Source organism: Chryseobacterium pennae, assembly GCF_003385515.1.
Taxonomy (GTDB): domain Bacteria; phylum Bacteroidota; class Bacteroidia; order Flavobacteriales; family Weeksellaceae; genus Chryseobacterium; species Chryseobacterium pennae.
In genome coordinates, this window is sequence record NZ_QNVT01000009.1 from 1 (window position 1) to 15,892 (window position 15,892).

19 protein-coding genes, 2 tRNA genes and 1 pseudogene are annotated in these 15,892 nt (G+C 34.9%); 4 read left to right on the plus strand and 18 right to left on the minus strand.

Annotated features, from left to right (window positions below; genetic code table 11):
- Positions 1 to 57: 57 nt before the first annotated feature.
- The 9 genes from DRF65_RS10815 to DRF65_RS29150 form a co-directional block, all read right to left on the minus strand.
- Entirely contained in the window at positions 58 to 510 is a 453-nt protein-coding gene (locus DRF65_RS10815) for a hypothetical protein (protein WP_115970775.1), read from the minus strand.
- A gap of 3 nt (positions 511 to 513) precedes the next feature.
- Positions 514 to 1,332 carry a helix-turn-helix domain-containing protein gene (locus tag DRF65_RS10820; RefSeq protein WP_115970776.1) on the minus strand — a complete coding sequence of 273 codons (819 nt, stop codon included), beginning with the start codon at positions 1,330 to 1,332 and terminating at the stop codon, positions 514 to 516.
- 27 nt (positions 1,333 to 1,359) lie between these two features.
- Positions 1,360 to 1,755, minus strand: a complete 396-nt coding sequence (locus tag DRF65_RS10825; protein ID WP_115970777.1) for a GlcG/HbpS family heme-binding protein — start codon at positions 1,753 to 1,755, stop codon at positions 1,360 to 1,362.
- A 69-nt stretch (positions 1,756 to 1,824) separates the two neighbouring features.
- Positions 1,825 to 2,616 carry an SDR family oxidoreductase gene (locus tag DRF65_RS10830; RefSeq protein ID WP_115970778.1) on the minus strand — a complete coding sequence of 264 codons (792 nt, stop codon included), beginning with the start codon at positions 2,614 to 2,616 and terminating at the stop codon, positions 1,825 to 1,827.
- A 149-nt stretch (positions 2,617 to 2,765) separates the two neighbouring features.
- Positions 2,766 to 3,674, minus strand: coding sequence for a hypothetical protein (locus DRF65_RS10835; protein ID WP_228438634.1), 909 nt, complete (start codon positions 3,672 to 3,674; stop codon positions 2,766 to 2,768).
- Positions 3,675 to 3,683: 9 nt separating this feature from the next.
- A complete protein-coding gene (locus tag DRF65_RS10840; RefSeq protein WP_115970780.1) occupies positions 3,684 to 4,532 on the minus strand; it encodes a complement C1q domain-containing protein in 849 nt (282 codons plus the stop codon).
- A gap of 13 nt (positions 4,533 to 4,545) precedes the next feature.
- Positions 4,546 to 5,451, minus strand: a complete 906-nt coding sequence (locus DRF65_RS10845) for a hypothetical protein (RefSeq protein ID WP_228438636.1) — start codon at positions 5,449 to 5,451, stop codon at positions 4,546 to 4,548.
- Positions 5,452 to 5,519: 68 nt separating this feature from the next.
- Complete coding sequence (locus DRF65_RS10850; RefSeq protein WP_115970781.1) at positions 5,520 to 5,843, minus strand: helix-turn-helix domain-containing protein; 324 nt, start codon at positions 5,841 to 5,843, stop codon at positions 5,520 to 5,522.
- A 109-nt stretch (positions 5,844 to 5,952) separates the two neighbouring features.
- Positions 5,953 to 6,243 carry a hypothetical protein gene (locus DRF65_RS29150; protein WP_317126186.1) on the minus strand — a complete coding sequence of 97 codons (291 nt, stop codon included), beginning with the start codon at positions 6,241 to 6,243 and terminating at the stop codon, positions 5,953 to 5,955.
- Between the two features lie 706 nt (positions 6,244 to 6,949).
- On the opposite strand from DRF65_RS29150, the gene DRF65_RS10860 reads away from it, so the two are divergent.
- Entirely contained in the window at positions 6,950 to 7,846 is an 897-nt protein-coding gene (locus DRF65_RS10860; protein WP_115970782.1) for an AraC family transcriptional regulator, read from the plus strand.
- Positions 7,847 to 7,928: 82 nt separating this feature from the next.
- The gene (locus DRF65_RS10865; protein ID WP_115970783.1) at positions 7,929 to 8,759 is read left to right on the plus strand and encodes an SDR family NAD(P)-dependent oxidoreductase; all 831 of its coding nucleotides are present in this window, start codon (positions 7,929 to 7,931) and stop codon (positions 8,757 to 8,759) included.
- Between the two features lie 74 nt (positions 8,760 to 8,833).
- Here the strand turns inward: DRF65_RS10865 and DRF65_RS10870 are convergent, their stop codons facing one another.
- The 6 genes from DRF65_RS10870 to DRF65_RS10895 all read right to left on the minus strand — a co-directional run bounded on the left by DRF65_RS10870 (position 8,834) and on the right by DRF65_RS10895 (position 13,309).
- The gene (locus DRF65_RS10870; RefSeq protein WP_115970784.1) at positions 8,834 to 10,147 is read right to left on the minus strand and encodes a hypothetical protein; all 1,314 of its coding nucleotides are present in this window, start codon (positions 10,145 to 10,147) and stop codon (positions 8,834 to 8,836) included.
- 152 nt (positions 10,148 to 10,299) lie between these two features.
- Positions 10,300 to 10,824: a thermonuclease family protein gene (locus DRF65_RS10875; RefSeq protein ID WP_115970785.1), complete on the minus strand. Its 525-nt coding sequence runs from the start codon at positions 10,822 to 10,824 to the stop codon at positions 10,300 to 10,302.
- Positions 10,825 to 10,910: 86 nt separating this feature from the next.
- Entirely contained in the window at positions 10,911 to 11,636 is a 726-nt protein-coding gene (locus DRF65_RS10880; RefSeq protein ID WP_115970786.1) for a barstar family protein, read from the minus strand.
- Positions 11,637 to 11,720: 84 nt separating this feature from the next.
- Positions 11,721 to 12,128: a hypothetical protein gene (locus DRF65_RS10885; protein WP_115970787.1), complete on the minus strand. Its 408-nt coding sequence runs from the start codon at positions 12,126 to 12,128 to the stop codon at positions 11,721 to 11,723.
- Between the two features lie 165 nt (positions 12,129 to 12,293).
- On the minus strand, positions 12,294 to 13,013 hold the full coding sequence (locus DRF65_RS10890) for a hypothetical protein (protein WP_115970788.1): 720 nt from the start codon (positions 13,011 to 13,013) through the stop codon (positions 12,294 to 12,296).
- Positions 13,014 to 13,024: 11 nt separating this feature from the next.
- On the minus strand, positions 13,025 to 13,309 hold the full coding sequence (locus DRF65_RS10895; RefSeq protein WP_115970789.1) for a hypothetical protein: 285 nt from the start codon (positions 13,307 to 13,309) through the stop codon (positions 13,025 to 13,027).
- A gap of 238 nt (positions 13,310 to 13,547) precedes the next feature.
- Here DRF65_RS10895 and DRF65_RS10900 point away from each other — a divergent pair.
- Positions 13,548 to 13,622, plus strand: a tRNA-Pro gene (locus tag DRF65_RS10900).
- Between the two features lie 18 nt (positions 13,623 to 13,640).
- Positions 13,641 to 13,714 (plus strand) — tRNA-Arg (locus DRF65_RS10905).
- Between the two features lie 580 nt (positions 13,715 to 14,294).
- On the opposite strand, the pseudogene DRF65_RS29245 reads toward DRF65_RS10905, so the two are convergent.
- The 3 genes and pseudogenes from DRF65_RS29245 to DRF65_RS10925 all read right to left on the minus strand — a co-directional run.
- Positions 14,295 to 15,278, minus strand: a pseudogene (locus tag DRF65_RS29245) (recombinase family protein); the annotation flags it as partial.
- Complete coding sequence (locus DRF65_RS10920) at positions 15,275 to 15,472, minus strand: hypothetical protein (protein WP_115970790.1); 198 nt, start codon at positions 15,470 to 15,472, stop codon at positions 15,275 to 15,277. The gene DRF65_RS10920 and the pseudogene DRF65_RS29245, both read right to left, overlap by 4 nt.
- 107 nt (positions 15,473 to 15,579) lie before the next feature.
- Positions 15,580 to 15,798, minus strand: a complete 219-nt coding sequence (locus tag DRF65_RS10925) for a hypothetical protein (RefSeq protein ID WP_115970791.1) — start codon at positions 15,796 to 15,798, stop codon at positions 15,580 to 15,582.
- Between the last annotated feature and the right edge of the window lie 94 nt (positions 15,799 to 15,892).

Here is a 15,892-nt window from a genome sequence, read left to right on the forward strand (position 1 = left end):
CCAAAAAATCAGGTAACAATAATTTTAATAGCTCGTCGGGAATATGCATCCTCAAAGTTAATCTCTTATTTGTTCCTCCACAACTTTTAGCACTGATCCGAATAAACCCGTAAACCCTAATGACAATCCCCTATAATAATCCGCTGTAAAAATGAAACAGAGAATTAGTGAAATAATAGTGAGCATAGCCCATACAATTCTAAATACAGTATAGGACTTTTCATCATTTTTTGTTTTCCTATATTCTGCTGCAACTGTTTTCTGAGCATCTTTTTTAAACTTTTGGTTTATTTCTTCTGCATATCTGATTCTGTTCATTACAAGGTATGTACCATAGCAGGTATTCAATACTAATAATAAGAAAATTGGGATCATCATTCCACGCAAAAGTGTATTTTCACTCCTGAGTACCAAAATAAATAACAGAACGAGTAATACTGAAAATGAAAGCATCCATTTTCCCTGCTCAGCATCTCCGTTTGCCCAGGATTGCAGTTGAATAAAATCCATGATTTAGGTTTTAGAATATTGTACTTCTGTGGTTGTTTCACCAAATTTTTGTTTGAAAGAATAGTAGAAATGTGACAGGTTTTCGAAACCGAGGTCTAAGTAAAAATCTATAGGCTTTTTCTGTTTATATTTGATTAAATAATAAGCTTCTTCCAAGCGTTTTTCCTTCAGCCATTGTTGTGGAGGGCGGTTAAAAACTTTGGCAAAATCACGTTTAAACCCTGAAATACTACGTCCCGTTAGCTTGGCAAATGATCCTACACTAATATTGAACATAAAATTATTATTCATAAATTTCTCGAGGTCAACAAGATGTGGTTTTGCAAAATCGAACAAAACATATTTAAGGTCAGGATTACTATCCAGCAAAAGTTCAATCGCTTCCCTGATCTTTAATTCTGCCAGTCTAGGTGTTGCCTCTTTGGTTTTGTTGATATAGGGAGCCAACGAAATAAAATAGCTGTGTAAGAACTCATTGGGTTCAAAAAAAAACTTCTGCTTTCCCTCATAACATTCTTTAATCTTAATTTTATTCTCAAAAGCATAATGCTGGAGTGTCTTACTATCTAATGTAATAGCAATAAACTTATAGTTCCCAGATTTTGAAGGATATTTAATCGTTCGGATCAGCTGGTTTCGCTTTACCAGTATTACCGTATTTTCCTTAATAATTGTAGTATCATTATCGTAAAAAGCATGAGTCTCGCCAGCCAGTTGAAATCCTAAAAAATGATCAGGATAATATTCTTCAGTTCCTCTTTGCATTTCAAACATACAAGAGTACACCAGCTTATCAAATATTATTTCGTACACAGGTTCCATCATTTGAATTGTAAAAAATTAAATACTTCATTTATCAACTCCTGCAGCAGCAATTTCTTTGTCCTGCTCTGCTGTTCCGCCTGAGCAACCAACAGCACCTATAATATTACCGTCCTTATTCTTTAAAACTACCCCTCCTGGAATGGTAAGGAGTCCTCCATTGGAATTAATCATCCCATAGGCGTGCATCTCAGCACCAGAGATAATAGCCCCCATGACCTCGCTATCAACGCCAAACATAGCTGCAGTTCTGGCTTTTTTTAGAGCAAAGTCGATAACTCCATATAAACTATCCAATCTTGCGAAAGCAACCAGGTGTCCACCTGTATCTATAACTGCTATACTAACTGCTATTCCTAAATGTTTAGCTTTTTCTATAGAGGCATTCAAAATTTGAGTTGCCTCATTATATGTAATGTTCATTTTATATATTTTTAAAGTTTAAATGAAAGAAGCATGAACAAGAATATGTTCATGCTTTCCTAAAATCAATTAGCTTTTTGCAGTCCAGGCTTCTGCCTGCAGCTGCTTAACAAAATCCTCAGTTTCCTTAGGATGTACATTTCTGAAATTGGAATTATCGTCCAAAGCTACATTTACAATGCAGTCAGCCATTGATTGTGGATCTAGCTGTTGCTTTAAAGATTCAGCAGCTCCGTCAAATGCAGATGATGGGGTAAAGTTAGTTTCGGGGTTATACCATCTGAAGATCGAATCTACGCCACGATCATTAAAACCTGTACCGAAAACCCCAGGGTTGCAGGTTGCAATTTTGATATTAAAATCTGCCAGTTCTGTTCTCAGCCCCTCAGCAATAGCACCCATAGCATGTTTTGATGAGCAATAAGCTGCAACATATGGAACCGTCCATAATTCTCCCATAGAAGTTGTAAATACAATCTTTGCAGCCTTCTTCTGCCCTACCCATTTCTTAATGAACCCCTGAGCAAGCTCCAGCCCCCCAAAAACATTCACATCAAACATAGAACGGATAAGTTCCAAAGGCTGTTCAGCAATTGGTCCTCCTTCCATAATTCCTGCATTACTGATCAGAATATCAACATCGTACTTATCTACAATGTAATTGATATCACGCGAATTGGAGACATCCAACTTATCAGCGATCAATTCAACACCCAGTTCCTTTGCTTCACGAATCAGATCACTCATCTGGGGATATACCTGTGCCGTGGCAATTACTTTATACCCTTTTCGGGCTAGATCAAATGCAGCGATTTTTCCAAAACCACTTGCAGCTCCTGTAATTAAAATTGTTTTGCTCATTTAATGTTTGTTTAAATTCTATAACAAAGTTGCTTAAATTACGCAAAGCCAATATTGCCTCACAGCTCTATTTTATATTGCTCAAAAGTTCAATATTATTTTATGGAGGTATTTACTATTTAAAAAGTATAAAGTTGGGTTAAAAGATATTATTGCTCCACAATGGTAAGTGAGTTATAGGCCCCACTATCTGAAATATCGAATTGGCTGATTGTACCATCAAATGCTACGGTAATCCATGTAAATGGTCTTAATTTATCTCCTTTATTCAAATAAACACTTACCGTGCACGCTGATCCCACTGGTACTGCATTTGGAGCAGCTCCGGTATCGGAAGCATACCCATTATTTGTTTTGACTCTTTGAGTGATGGTCCCTGCCGGATTTCTGACCTCCCAAATTGCTTCTGTCTGATTATTCCCTCCTGTATTGACCTGGCTCGATTGTAATGCAAAAGTAAAAGTGGCAAAGTATATTCCAGTTCGAGGAGCGATAAACTCACCGGTAGATGGACTAAAGTTACTGGTGGGAACACCAGAGTCAGAATCTAATTTTTCTGTCCAATTGGTTAAATATGATGATCTCCTTTGCACAATACCGGATTTAGGTCCAATCTCTGCAGGTGTACCACTCTCAAACACATACGTATCCTGAGTAGTTTTACTGGCCATTACAATAATTCGTGGTTTACCTTTTGGAAAAAAACTAACCCAATTCGTTCCATCTGAAAACTCTAAATATCCTTTCACTCCAATAGCTGGACTTCCAACATATCTCAATGCACCAGCACCAGCCTGCACAGCCGTTTTGTTGGTATTTCCCACTGCTACAGCACCATTATTTCCACTACGCAAATCTATGGCAACTTTTGGACTGGCAACCAATACACCAAGTTTACCGGTATTGTCAACAATAACCTTCCCTGCATCGGTTTTAATTTCAACAGGATTGGTGGGATTTTCTATACCCATCCCTATTTGTGCATTGCTATGCCCTGCCCAGAAAAGCAGCAGTGCCGATACTCTGATTAAATTCTTTATATTATTTTGTTGCATCATTATTTGTTTTTATAGTTCGCTAATACTTAGGTTATTTAGCTTCCCATCGTTTAAGGTATTTCTTCCGGAACTTATATTATGCTTTACACTGAATTTAATGGTATTACCAGTTTTAAGATTAAAAATTGCATTACAGTTTCCACTTATATAATTACTTACAGCTCCGGCCTGAAATGCAGGATAAGAATTGACCGTTTTGAATATTTGAATATTTTCCACATTCCGATTACTTTCTATTGCTGTTTCTATGTAAGTGTTTTTTGGAATGTTACCACTAGCTAAAGTAATATTGAAAGACACCAGATAGAACCCATCACGAGGGGCTGTAAAAGTACCCGTAGAAGGATCAAAATCGCCATTCGGAGTGGTTCCCAGATCTACTGTCTCGCTCCAGCCGGATATATAGGTTGTACTATTACCTCCTATACTTTGGGCAGAACTTTTATTGGCATTAACAAGTGCTTTGGTTGGCGGGGCAAGAGGTAGGGCAATCCATTGTTCACCATCAGAATATTCCAAAAAACCACCTGTATTATAGCGTATAGCCCCTGCACCAGCTTCTGCGGGTGTTTGTGTGCCGGTTCCGAGACCAATAAGCCCCTTATTGTCTGTTGAACGGAGATCCACTTTGGTTATGGGATTTAAAACACCAATGCCCAGATTACCATTGGCATCTACAACCACATCATTGGAAATCTTTGCAGCATCAGGAGTTGTTCCGTTGTCTTTTGCCGCATCTATTTGTAAAGGCTGTGAAGGACTAGAGGTAAAAAAACCTACCTGTGCAGCTGTCTTAGACGAGTAAAAAAATAGAATACAGGCAAATACCTGACATATAATATTGATTTTATTCTTCATAGTAATCTATCTTTTAATGTTCTATAATGGTTAAGTTATTGAATCCGTCATCCGGATTAGTTGGATCAGAAGGATTTGTGGTCACTCGCAACCCTATGGATCCACTTGAGATCAGATTGTGCCAGAGTCTTGTTACAACCTTTGTTCCGGCAGTTAATGTAAGTGTAACTGTACTTGAGCCTCCCGCCTGTGTAGATCGGGTAGAATTGGCGTCATCCGAAGTCCCTGTCATGGATTGTCCGAAGGTTTTGTAAACACTCGCCAGCACTGTGTTGGTTGTCGTATTATAAAATTGGGATTCTACTCTGGTCCCGTCATTAATTACAGCTCCATTGAAATTAAAGGTTAGCAAAAAGGTATAGGTTCCATTACGGGGAGCTGTGAAAACACCCGATGTTCCATCAAAACTGCTGCTCATATCACGTACCACATTCCAATTACTGATATTGGTAGCTGTATTTTGTGTTATTGACTGGCTGCTCACTTTACGGGCAACAATCACCACTTTTTGAGGGGCTATATATGCTTTGTGCCATACAGAACCGTCTGATACTTCAATTTTTGCTCCTACAGGAACATTCGCTATATCATATCTTACGGCTCCGGCTCCGGCATCAGCTGCAGTCATGGTAGTAGTATTTAAGCCTAGAGAATTTTCCGCTCCCTGAGACCTCATATCAAGTTTTACCAGAGGAGTTAAAACGCCGACTCCTATAAAACCTGTTGTTTTGCTTACTACAACATCATTGGATATCTGTACTGCAGATAATGTTTCACTGGTTGAATTGTCTTTAGCTCCATCTACATGTAAAGCTCCTTGAGGATTAGATGTACCTATCCCAATTTGTGCATACACAAGATCAGTACATGGATAAATTATTCCTAAGACAAACACTAGAAAGCGTATTTTCTTTTTCATTTGTATGTTTTTTATGAATTGAATTTTTTAGAAATGCAGATGGCTAACTGAAGTAATCCAGGAGTTTTTTACCCCAGCACTTTACTTTTCCATTTGGTTATAGTATTCCTGCTTAACTTAAAATGTTTGGCAAGTTGAGAATTATTTAATTGATATTTTTTCTGGTAATCCAATATATGAGATATTGCTGAGACATCATAAGAACGGTGTCTTTGATTGAATTGGGTATTATCACTGGAATTAGTATTAAAAAGAACTTTGTTGATCTGTATAACGTCCAGTACTGATAAATTTTCTTTAGATAAAAAAATTCTACACATCTCTTCTTTTTCAGGATACTGTATATTGATAATATCACTGTATATTTTTTTATAATCAGGAGTGTTTTTCATAATTTTTTTCACATAATTCCGCCGTCAAAAATACTGTATTTACAAGATATAAAGCGACTTATGGTTATAGATATAATTCGATAAACTGGATATATGCTCTGTACAAAAGCTATTTAGTGATATTTTTTGTCTGTTGATATTTGTTTTGCCATTTATACAGTGTAGATTTGGGAATTCTGTACTCTTCTATAATTTGTACTTTTGTTTTACTCCCATTTTCTATCTGTTCCAGAATAAAATCTACCAATTCACGGGTATAAATGTTTTTTCTGTATCGGGGAAGCCTGCTTTTTGTATTTTCATTGCGGGTATAATCAGCATTGGCTGGTGGGGCATAAAGGATTAAATATTGAGAATAGAGTCGAAAGAAATCATACTCCAGCAATATGCTAAACTTCAAGATTATTTCAGTATTTAAATTCTTCTGCAAAAGCATTGAATTCAATTCAGCTTCGGTACATTTTAAAAAAATTACAGATTCTAAATACCTCCATTTTACATTCTTCGATACGTACATTTATCAAAGAGCCAATATGTATATTTTTTAGATCAACATTCATAGATTAGGCTCATTTTACGGTTATTTTTTTTCATCACTTGTATTTTTTATTATGTTTTTATCAATCGTTTGAACTTAATTTTATTCGGAATTTTATTCAATAAAAAGCCTGTATTCGATTCATAAACCACTTTTTCTTTGCATAAAATTTGTTTTTAGTTTACTATCAAAGTCATCTTTTTACTTAAGATGAACATTCCTAAAATTGGAATCATCCCCTACTATTGCATAGAATCAATAATTATTGATGGTATATTTTTATTGATGTTATGAAGAATATAATGCGTGTTTGAATGCAGACATTCCTCCCATGATTACAATTGTTTTGTTGACAAATTTGCTTCAAATACACAAAACCAATATTGCCGTAAGGTTTTATTTTATATTACTGAAAGGTTCATGGGCAATTAAATAACTTTATCTATTAATCCAATAACATTTCTATGCATCTCTTCTTTATTTAGAATCAAGCATAAATAGATTTTGGTTTTGTTTATATTTTCTTTTTCGTACTTTGGTATTGTTTTACTTATCCAGAAAATAATCAATGGAAACCATAGAGGAATTTTATCATCATAAATTTAATACATATCCAGAAAATATATACGAAACGATAGGTCAGTTCAATGCATTCCGTATTGAAGAACGAATGAAAAATAATGAAGAGCTTCCTCCACATATTCGTAGAAATTTCTTTAAAATTATGCTTTTTTCAGGGGAGAACATATTCAAATATGGCCATCAAACAATCAAAGTAAGTGGTAACACGCTATTATTTTTTCACCCGGATATCCCTTATTCCTACTTGCCTTTATCTTCTGACACAAAAGGGTATTTTTGTATTTTCAGAAATGAATTTTTCCAGAGCACTCATAAATTACAACTGGATCAGCTCCCTCTTTTTAATACTTCTCTCCCTCCTGTTTTTACATTATCTAACATTCAATACGAGGAGGCAAAATATATTTTCATTAAAATATTTAAGGAAGCACAGGGTGATTATATTTACAAATATGATCTGATCCGTAATTATGTCAGTGAATTGTATTATCTGGCTATGAAATGGACACTTCCCGGAAATACTATTTCCCAATTCGGAAATGCCGGAAAACGAATTACTACTATTTTCTCCGAACTATTGGAACAACAGTTTCCCATTCAGTATAAAACAGATACTTTAGCGCTGCGCCATCCTAAAAATTATGCAGAAAAATTGTCTGTTCATGTTAATTACCTGAATCGATGTATTAAAAAAACAACAGGCAAAACGACCGGAGAACATATTTTTGAAAGAATAGCTACAGAAGCAAAAATTCTACTCCGAGATACAGACTGGACCATTTCGGAAATAAGCGAAGTGCTTGGTTTTGATGATCCTGCTCATTTTAATAAATTCTTCAAAAAACAAACCGGAACCAATCCTACGTCATTTCGATTGGTTTGATTTTTACAAATATCAGTATTATTTCTACCATCATCTCATCATTTGTACATTCTAATTTTGCATTGATAAAAATAGTACAAAAATGGAAAATTCTAAGATATGGTATATCACCGGTGCGTCAAAGGGTATGGGTCAGGCATTGACGGAGCAACTGCTACTTCAGGGGCAAAAAGTTGCCGCTACATCTAGGCAGGCTTCAGCGTTCTCAGAAATCATCAGAAAAAATGAAAATTTTCTTCCGTTGCAGGTAGATCTTACGGATGAAAAATCAATTGCAGATTCACTCCAACAAACACAAAACAAATTTGGAAGGATTGATGTCATTGTAAATAACGCTGGATATGGAATTGGCGGAGCATTGGAAGAACTGTCTGAGCAGGAGATTCAGGACAACTTCAATGTCAATTTCTTTGCTGTTACTAAAGTTATTCAGCAAGCTCTTCCTTATTTACGAAATCAGTGTTCGGGGCATATTATCAATATTTCATCAATAGCAGGGTTTGCACCAGGAACCGGATGGAGTATTTATGCCGCTTCTAAATTTGCAGTAAATGGCTTATCGGAAGCTCTTGCCAATGATTTAAAGCCTCTGGGTATCCATGTCACATCTGTTTTACCAGGTTGGTTTCGCACGAGTTTTGCTCATCCTGAGTCTATTGAGTTTTGCAGCAAGCAGATTGATGATTATCAATTCATAAGAGAAGCTCATCAAAAATTTAGTGCATTAGATGGCAAACAGCAAGGTAATCCTGATAAGATTGCTGATGCTTTCATCACCCTAACAAATATACCAAATGCCCCTGTACATCTTTTCTTAGGAAGTGATGCTTATCAAAGAGCCAATGATAAAATCGCCCAACTATCAGAGGAAATAGAGCAATGGAAAAATCTCTCGGAATCAACGGATTTTTAGTCTGTTTTATGTTTTAGCCTGAAAAAGCTCACCATAGAAATGATGAGCTTTTCGTTTATGGATTGCAGTTTATTTTAATTCTTCTGAAGATCTTTCTTTTTTACCAGCATAAAGTTATCGTTTGCTTCATTTTTTTCAATGTTATACCCCTCAGTTAATTCGAGAACCCAGCCGTCGCCTGATATCTTTTCACCCTCTATCCTGACAGGATTAGATATTGAAATCTTATCCCAGTTTGGGCTCATTAATGCACCATTTTCAACAGTCAGAATCCCCCATTTATCTGTAACTCTGATAGTAGGATATACGGTTCCTTTATCTTCAATAGGAATTATATTTTTTGGATCGAAAGAAACGTTCATCTTTTCGAATTTTATTTCAAAATGAGGACTTTCTATCAATTTGGATTTATATTCAGCAATAAGCTTTTTCTTTTTTTCTTCCCTCTTTGTCTCTTCTTCGGTAATTATTCTTCCGTTGTAATGATCGGATATTTTTGTCACCGTATTATTTGAACGATCCGGAATAGTAATATTGAATGCCTTAATAAAATAATCTGTCAAATCCGTTTTTCCCGTCATCTTTTTATTCCAGTTTTTATCTTTATTATAGAGTAAGTATCCATAAACAGGCACTGTGTAGTAAGCAAATGATCGCACAAATGTTGCATTCTTAAAAAAATCATTAATTCCATCAACTAAAAAAGCTTCGGACTGTGTTTTATTTCTTCCACCTATGATTACTCCTGTAAATTCTGCCATTCCTTCATTGAGTTCCAAGAGATTTTCACTGACGTTAGAACCATTATAAAGGTTATGTCTGTATTTCCTGAAAGTAAGTGCATTCGTAAGATGTCCCTGTAATTCTTTTTCTGAAACAGATTTCAAGGCTTTTTTCAAGGCTTCAAGTTCTAACCGGAGATAAACTCTACCTTCTTTCTGATCCAGGTGATTGTTTTCAGCATTGCTTAATTCAAAACCCAATGATGGCTGTATACGATGAAAAGACTCATGGGCAAGCAAACCAACTCTGTTATATTTATTTTGAGGGAGAGGAAGCATAATCATTGCCCATCGTTTTCCATTCCAGTCTACTGCAGTATTCGCAATATTAATTTTATCTGGTAAAACTCCCGTATAAACATTTCCAGCTGCTTTTAAAATACCATTTTCATCAGCCTCATTGGCAAAAATTGCTCTTGTCTTTGGGTTAATTAAAAGTATTGGGCCATAGAGATCTTTATTCCAAAGTTCTATATTCTTTTTAGACTCGGTTTTAAGTTCATTATAAAAGTTTGAAATACTATCTAAAGAAATCATATTTTTTTGCCCCGTTAGATATTGTCCCAATAGAGAAAACAGTATGATGAAAGTAAAAGTCTGCTTCATGGTTAAGTTTTTCAGTTTCACAGACTACCACCTATTACAGTTATTGTAAGTGTCTGTACCACAAATATAATAAATTACAATTCTTATTTTAATCTGATGATTTTAAGAATATAAAAAAGCCTTAGAAATCAATCTAAGGCTCTTCATTATTTTTAAACATCTTTTTTCATTTTCACTTGGATTTTAGATGCTTCCATTTTCTTCTTTTTTGATTGCTCCCGTTTCGTCTTTCTGTATTCCCAGGGAGCAATAGCATGAACATCCTGCCAAAGACCCATCTTTTTCTGTTGAGCCTTTTCCTGTAGTCTCCCTAAAGAATCATCTTTAGAATAAGAGAAGTACCACCACCCCATTCCTGCTTTTATCAACTCTTTTGAAAGGTATTTATCCTGATCGTAATATACCTTGGCAATAGAGCGCCCATAACGGTCTGTACTGGTTTCAGTAAACTTAATTGTTTTCCCAAACACCTGGCTGGATGTGAATTGCTTGGCATTTTTCCCGAAAGCCTGTCCATTTTCCGGACAATCAACATCTGCCAATCTGAGTTTTTTTTGTTTATTCCCTTTTAAAAGGACGGTAATGGTATCTCCATCTGAGATTTTAATTACTTTTCCGCTTGTCTGTGAAAACAGGATTGCAGGGAAAAGCAAGCTCATCAACATTAATCGTTTCATGCGGCAAATATAGGGATTAAGGAGAAATAAAATAAAGGAAGCTGGAGGATGGAAGCAATGAAGTTCAAAGCACATACCAGTGAAAACTACTCTCTTATTTCAATTTTGAATTGAGCTTTTTCTAATAAATAAACAAGTGTTTCAAAATAATATTTACTTGTATTTTGAATGATAATATCAGTATTATCAAAAATTATTGCTGTATTGATCTCATTGTTTTTAACTATATCAATTAAAAAATCACCTAAAGAATCTAAATTACTCCCGAAATAACCTCTCTTACCAATTAATTGCTCTCCTAAATAATAATACAAATCTTCATCACTTTCAATTAATCTACCGTCAATGTATACTTCATTGATATTTTTAACTTCAAAAATATTATGGTTCCAAAGATAACAAGCTGTAAGATAAGCTCCTTTTATTTCTAAATTTTTAATCTTAATCCAATCAATCTCAATACTATTATTCCAATTATAGAAAATATCAACAATAAATTGATTATAACTATCGCTTAAAGCACTTTTATGATTTGACATAATAACTTCCAAAAATATCTCTTCAATATTATCACGTTCTTCAAGTAAATAAATATAATCTGTAGTGAATGTTATTTCGTACAAACAAAAGGTAATGTTATTTCTACTTTCAACATAAATACTTAATTTCCCATCATCTTCAATTTGGTCTAAAATGTCTTGTCTATAAGCTTTATCAATCTTTAAAAGTAATTTATCTTGAATTATATTTTCATTCCTTTTTAAATTGATATAATTGATTCCACAATATTTACTATTTAGCTCTATTGTCATTTATTTTTTATTTATTTCGTAAACTTTCTTAAATACCTATCTGTGGTTCATCAATATCAATCAATTCATAGAAGAGATGTTTTTTTAAAAACCGGATGTCCACAATTGATTATTTAAAGTAAATCGACCCAATATAAAATCATCAGGATAATTTTCAAATCCTCGTTTCTGTTTTAACTCGTCAATAATTTCATCAGCTTTGTCTTCATCTAAAAATACACCAATAACTCTCTCATCATCTAAAAAAGTATGAATAGTATAAATATGACTAACCTGAAAAACATATTGTAAGTTCAACTCTTTTATTGATTTGCTGCCCTTACTAATCACATCTTCTTTCGTTAAATAATCCCGCCCAATTTCTCCCACAACACTATTGAATCCATTTTGCCAATGAATCGTATTTAATTGATATTTCCGGACAATAACTCCCTCAGGATAAGTGCTAAATCCAGGTAAAGTCAACGCATTTTCTTTTGCTTTTTCAAGCAATCCTATATCATCAAAATACCCTAGAAATTTAGAAGCCGTGTGAGTTTCATCTGTCTAAATATGCTCCAGTGCATATACAAAGTAATTCATAGTGTTATTTTGCGAACAAGATACCATTTAAAAACATAATGGTTTAAACAAAACATGGGACAACTTCATAAATATCTAAGCCAATACAAAAGCAAGATTTTTATATTCTTTCCTAAAAGCTTTATCAAGATATTCCCACTCTCTGGAATTGATTGATCGTTTAAGATTTTGATAATTTTTAAGTCTGATAATTGTATCTGCTTCAACCCTATTGACGATTGTCCCCAATCGATCTTCAAAAGTATAGGAATCATGCCCGAGATAGCCTTTAGATCCTAATAATACGTCTCCCATTAAATTAAATAAGTCTATATCTGATTTTACCAGATCCAAATCCACTTCATAAAACGTATTATTAAGCTTGTCAGTTCCCGAATTCCAGATTCTGCAAGAAGAACAATATGCATCTTTTTTATCCTGATCTAAGCTTAAAAAATCTATTTCCTGATTTTTTGACCAGGCTGAAAGAATATCTATAACATGTTGGTTGTAATCATTTCCATCATACCGCATAATAGGTATTCCTCTAGCTGTAATATGATTTTCCGTTGCAGTTGCATCCTCTATTCTAAAATGAAAATCATATAAAAGCTCCTCATTTCCATATTGATCAGTGACTTCAATAGAAAAGTAAACAATATCCATATAAAAATCGTCCCAATCTATATCTTTGCTTACATACGAAATATCATTTAAAACAAATATCTTTTCAAAACTATGATTAAAAGATTCCATTTTAATCTGTAAAGCTTTACAGATCATCAAATCATTATATTTCACACTTACAGTCATCATATCACTTATTATCAATATTTTAATTTTGAAATACAACTTTTAATCTGTTCTTTATAAACTTCTATATCAACTCCCTGAATGGATGGAAAATTATGCGATTTGGCATCAAAATAATAGGCTACTTTTTCCAGAAATTCATCTTCATTTTCTTCTAAGTACCGGGTAGCCTCTTCTATCGATTCCTGGTTTATATAGTCTTCCGGACCTTTAACATAAAAGCCTTCATTGACTTCATCATTTTGAAGTGCTTTTTCAAGAGCGGGAAGATATATTTTATAAAAATCATGGGATCTCATATTTTTAATTTTTAAAGATGGGGATGACAAAATTCGGTCATGAGCTATGGAAAAAATAAAAAAATAAAAAAAAGTCCAGTTATTCTAAATCCATGGTTATTAATCAAGTAAAGTTAACAAAAAAGTTTCTCCAAAATTTAATTAAAAATTATCCTTTAATTTATTTTTTTATTTCAAAAAGTATTGTACCTTTGCAACCGCAAAAACGAAGTAAAATTCGTTATTGATGACCTTTCATCGGGGCGTAGCGTAGTCCGGTCATCGCGCCTGGTTTGGGACCAGGAGGTCGCAGGTTCGAATCCTGCCGCCCCGACTTTTTTCAAGATTTTAAGGGTGCGTAGCTCAGCTGGATAGAGCATCTGCCTTCTAAGCAGACGGTCAAAGGTTCGAATCCTTTCGCGCTCACTTCATGGTCATCAGGACTTTTAAAGTTCTGATGACTTTTTTTTTGCCCCTCTAATCCCCTCTTACTGAGCTTGATAAGATTTAGAAATGCATTTGAAATTGGTGTTCGAAAGTTCCTGCCGTCAAACTCCAATTTATTGTAGTAAATTGAACCGGCAATCTTCCTTTTATCTTCTACAGCCGCTTCTCTGTATCGGTGGGCTATATTTGAGATCCCTTCTAATGCCAAAGCTAATTTACCCGGAATGTCATGATCCTTACCTGCTTTTGTGAGCCCTCTTAAAGTTTCTTCCAGCTCATCAATTTTAGTCTTACACTCAGTTTTCACAGCAGCATAATCATCCTCATCAAGTTTCTCTGTTAAAAAGAGATCCCGTGCTTTGCTAAGCTTTTTGTTGTGAGCCTCAATTTCATCAACTAAATACTTTTTTTCTTCATCCACATTAGCACAGTACTTCTTATAATTTTTTAAAAGAAGTACTTTTAGCACATTCCTGTACTCAGGCAAAATTTCATACTCACGAAGTTCATCAATAAACTTGTCATTTATCTCCTCAGAGTTATGCCTAAATCCACATTTAGAGTTGCAATGGTAATAACTGTAATGTTTTTTTCTTCCCTTGGAGCGGCTTGCAGTGAGTGTATTCCCACAACGTGGACAAATGAGAATTCCTCTTAATGGAAAATGATCGGTCCGTAATACCCTATTCTCTCCAATATCAGGTTTGGCTTTCCAACTTTTCCCCTCTAGCACGCGTTGCACTCTCTCAAATAATTCATCGGTTATCAATGCCACGTGCCTGCCCTTTACATAGTGCGCTGCTTCATTTTCGAATTCGGAGATATAAACCTTACCTGTATAAACAGGATTACGCAAAGCAACCATAAAAGCGTTTCTGGTTAGGTCTTTCCCCTCTCTTTTATTCATTAGAACTCGAATATGCTCTGATGGCAGTTCTCCTTTTGCAATCTCCTCGAACGCCCAGATGATATTTTCAGCTTCGGGGTGTTTTACCCCAATATATTTTGTACCATCCTCGGTACACCTATTCACATAACCATATGGCGGAATGCCCATAATACGTCCCTCTTTTCTGGCACGCCGCATACCGTAAAAAACATTTAATGCTCTTCTATCGTTTTCCACTTCTGGAGTAGACAAATAAATTGCCAGTACGATTTTATTTTCGGGTATTTTAAGTTCAAGAGGCTGTTCAATTGCTTGCGGCTCAACATTCAGCCCTTCGAGAATACTTATCATACTATAAGCATCACCTGCATTGCGACTAAATCTATCCCATTTTGTAAATAACACCAAGCGAGGTTCCCTATCCTTTGTCCGTCTCTTTTTAAGGTTTTTTAAATATTTAGACCATTCAGGGCGTTCGAAATTTTTTGCCGAATGATCTTCAAAAATGATGTTGTCAACAACAATTCCATACTTTGCGCAATATATTTTTAGTCTTTCGGCTTGGTCTCTCTGGGAATATCCCTTATCTGCCTGCTCGTCTGTCGATACACGGATATATAAATCAGCAATTTTACTGTTTAAGGTTTTTTTCATGTACAAACAGTTTTAAGGTTATAAACTACTGAGCCAACATGAATCATTACTTCTGTAAATAATAATTCGTTAAGGCGCTCTATAACGCCATGTTTTTGCAAATAAATTTGCTGAAAACTAACAGGGGTCTTCTCTTCATAAAGAGGATCTCTGACAAACATATCAGCTGTCCTCATGGTGACACCTTTTTTCATTGGAAAAATTTTTATGAATAATTTTATGTGGTTAACAAGCTGCAACAATTAACTGAATGTTAATAGATTACCAGCAAAAACAATATAACAAAGTTACAAAAAAAAGGTTATTCCGGCGAGAAGTATTCTTTGATTGTGATCCGGGTTAGGGCATATAAAATCTCTAGCATTTCCCTCGCCTCCTTTTCGCTAACTTCTTTTCCTGTCAAACGAATCGTCTCCAGGAAATCCTCAATAGGAATTTCATCCAGCTCTATAAAAGTGGATAATTTCAACATTTCAGAATTGATCGTTTTTAGCTTTTTTGAAGATGTTAACTTTGCCATATAACAACAATTGCCTCATCTCGCACAAAGTTGCGTAGATGGAGCTCTAAGGTAGCATATGGTGCGGATCTACGTTGGAAGAAGGTACGGAGGT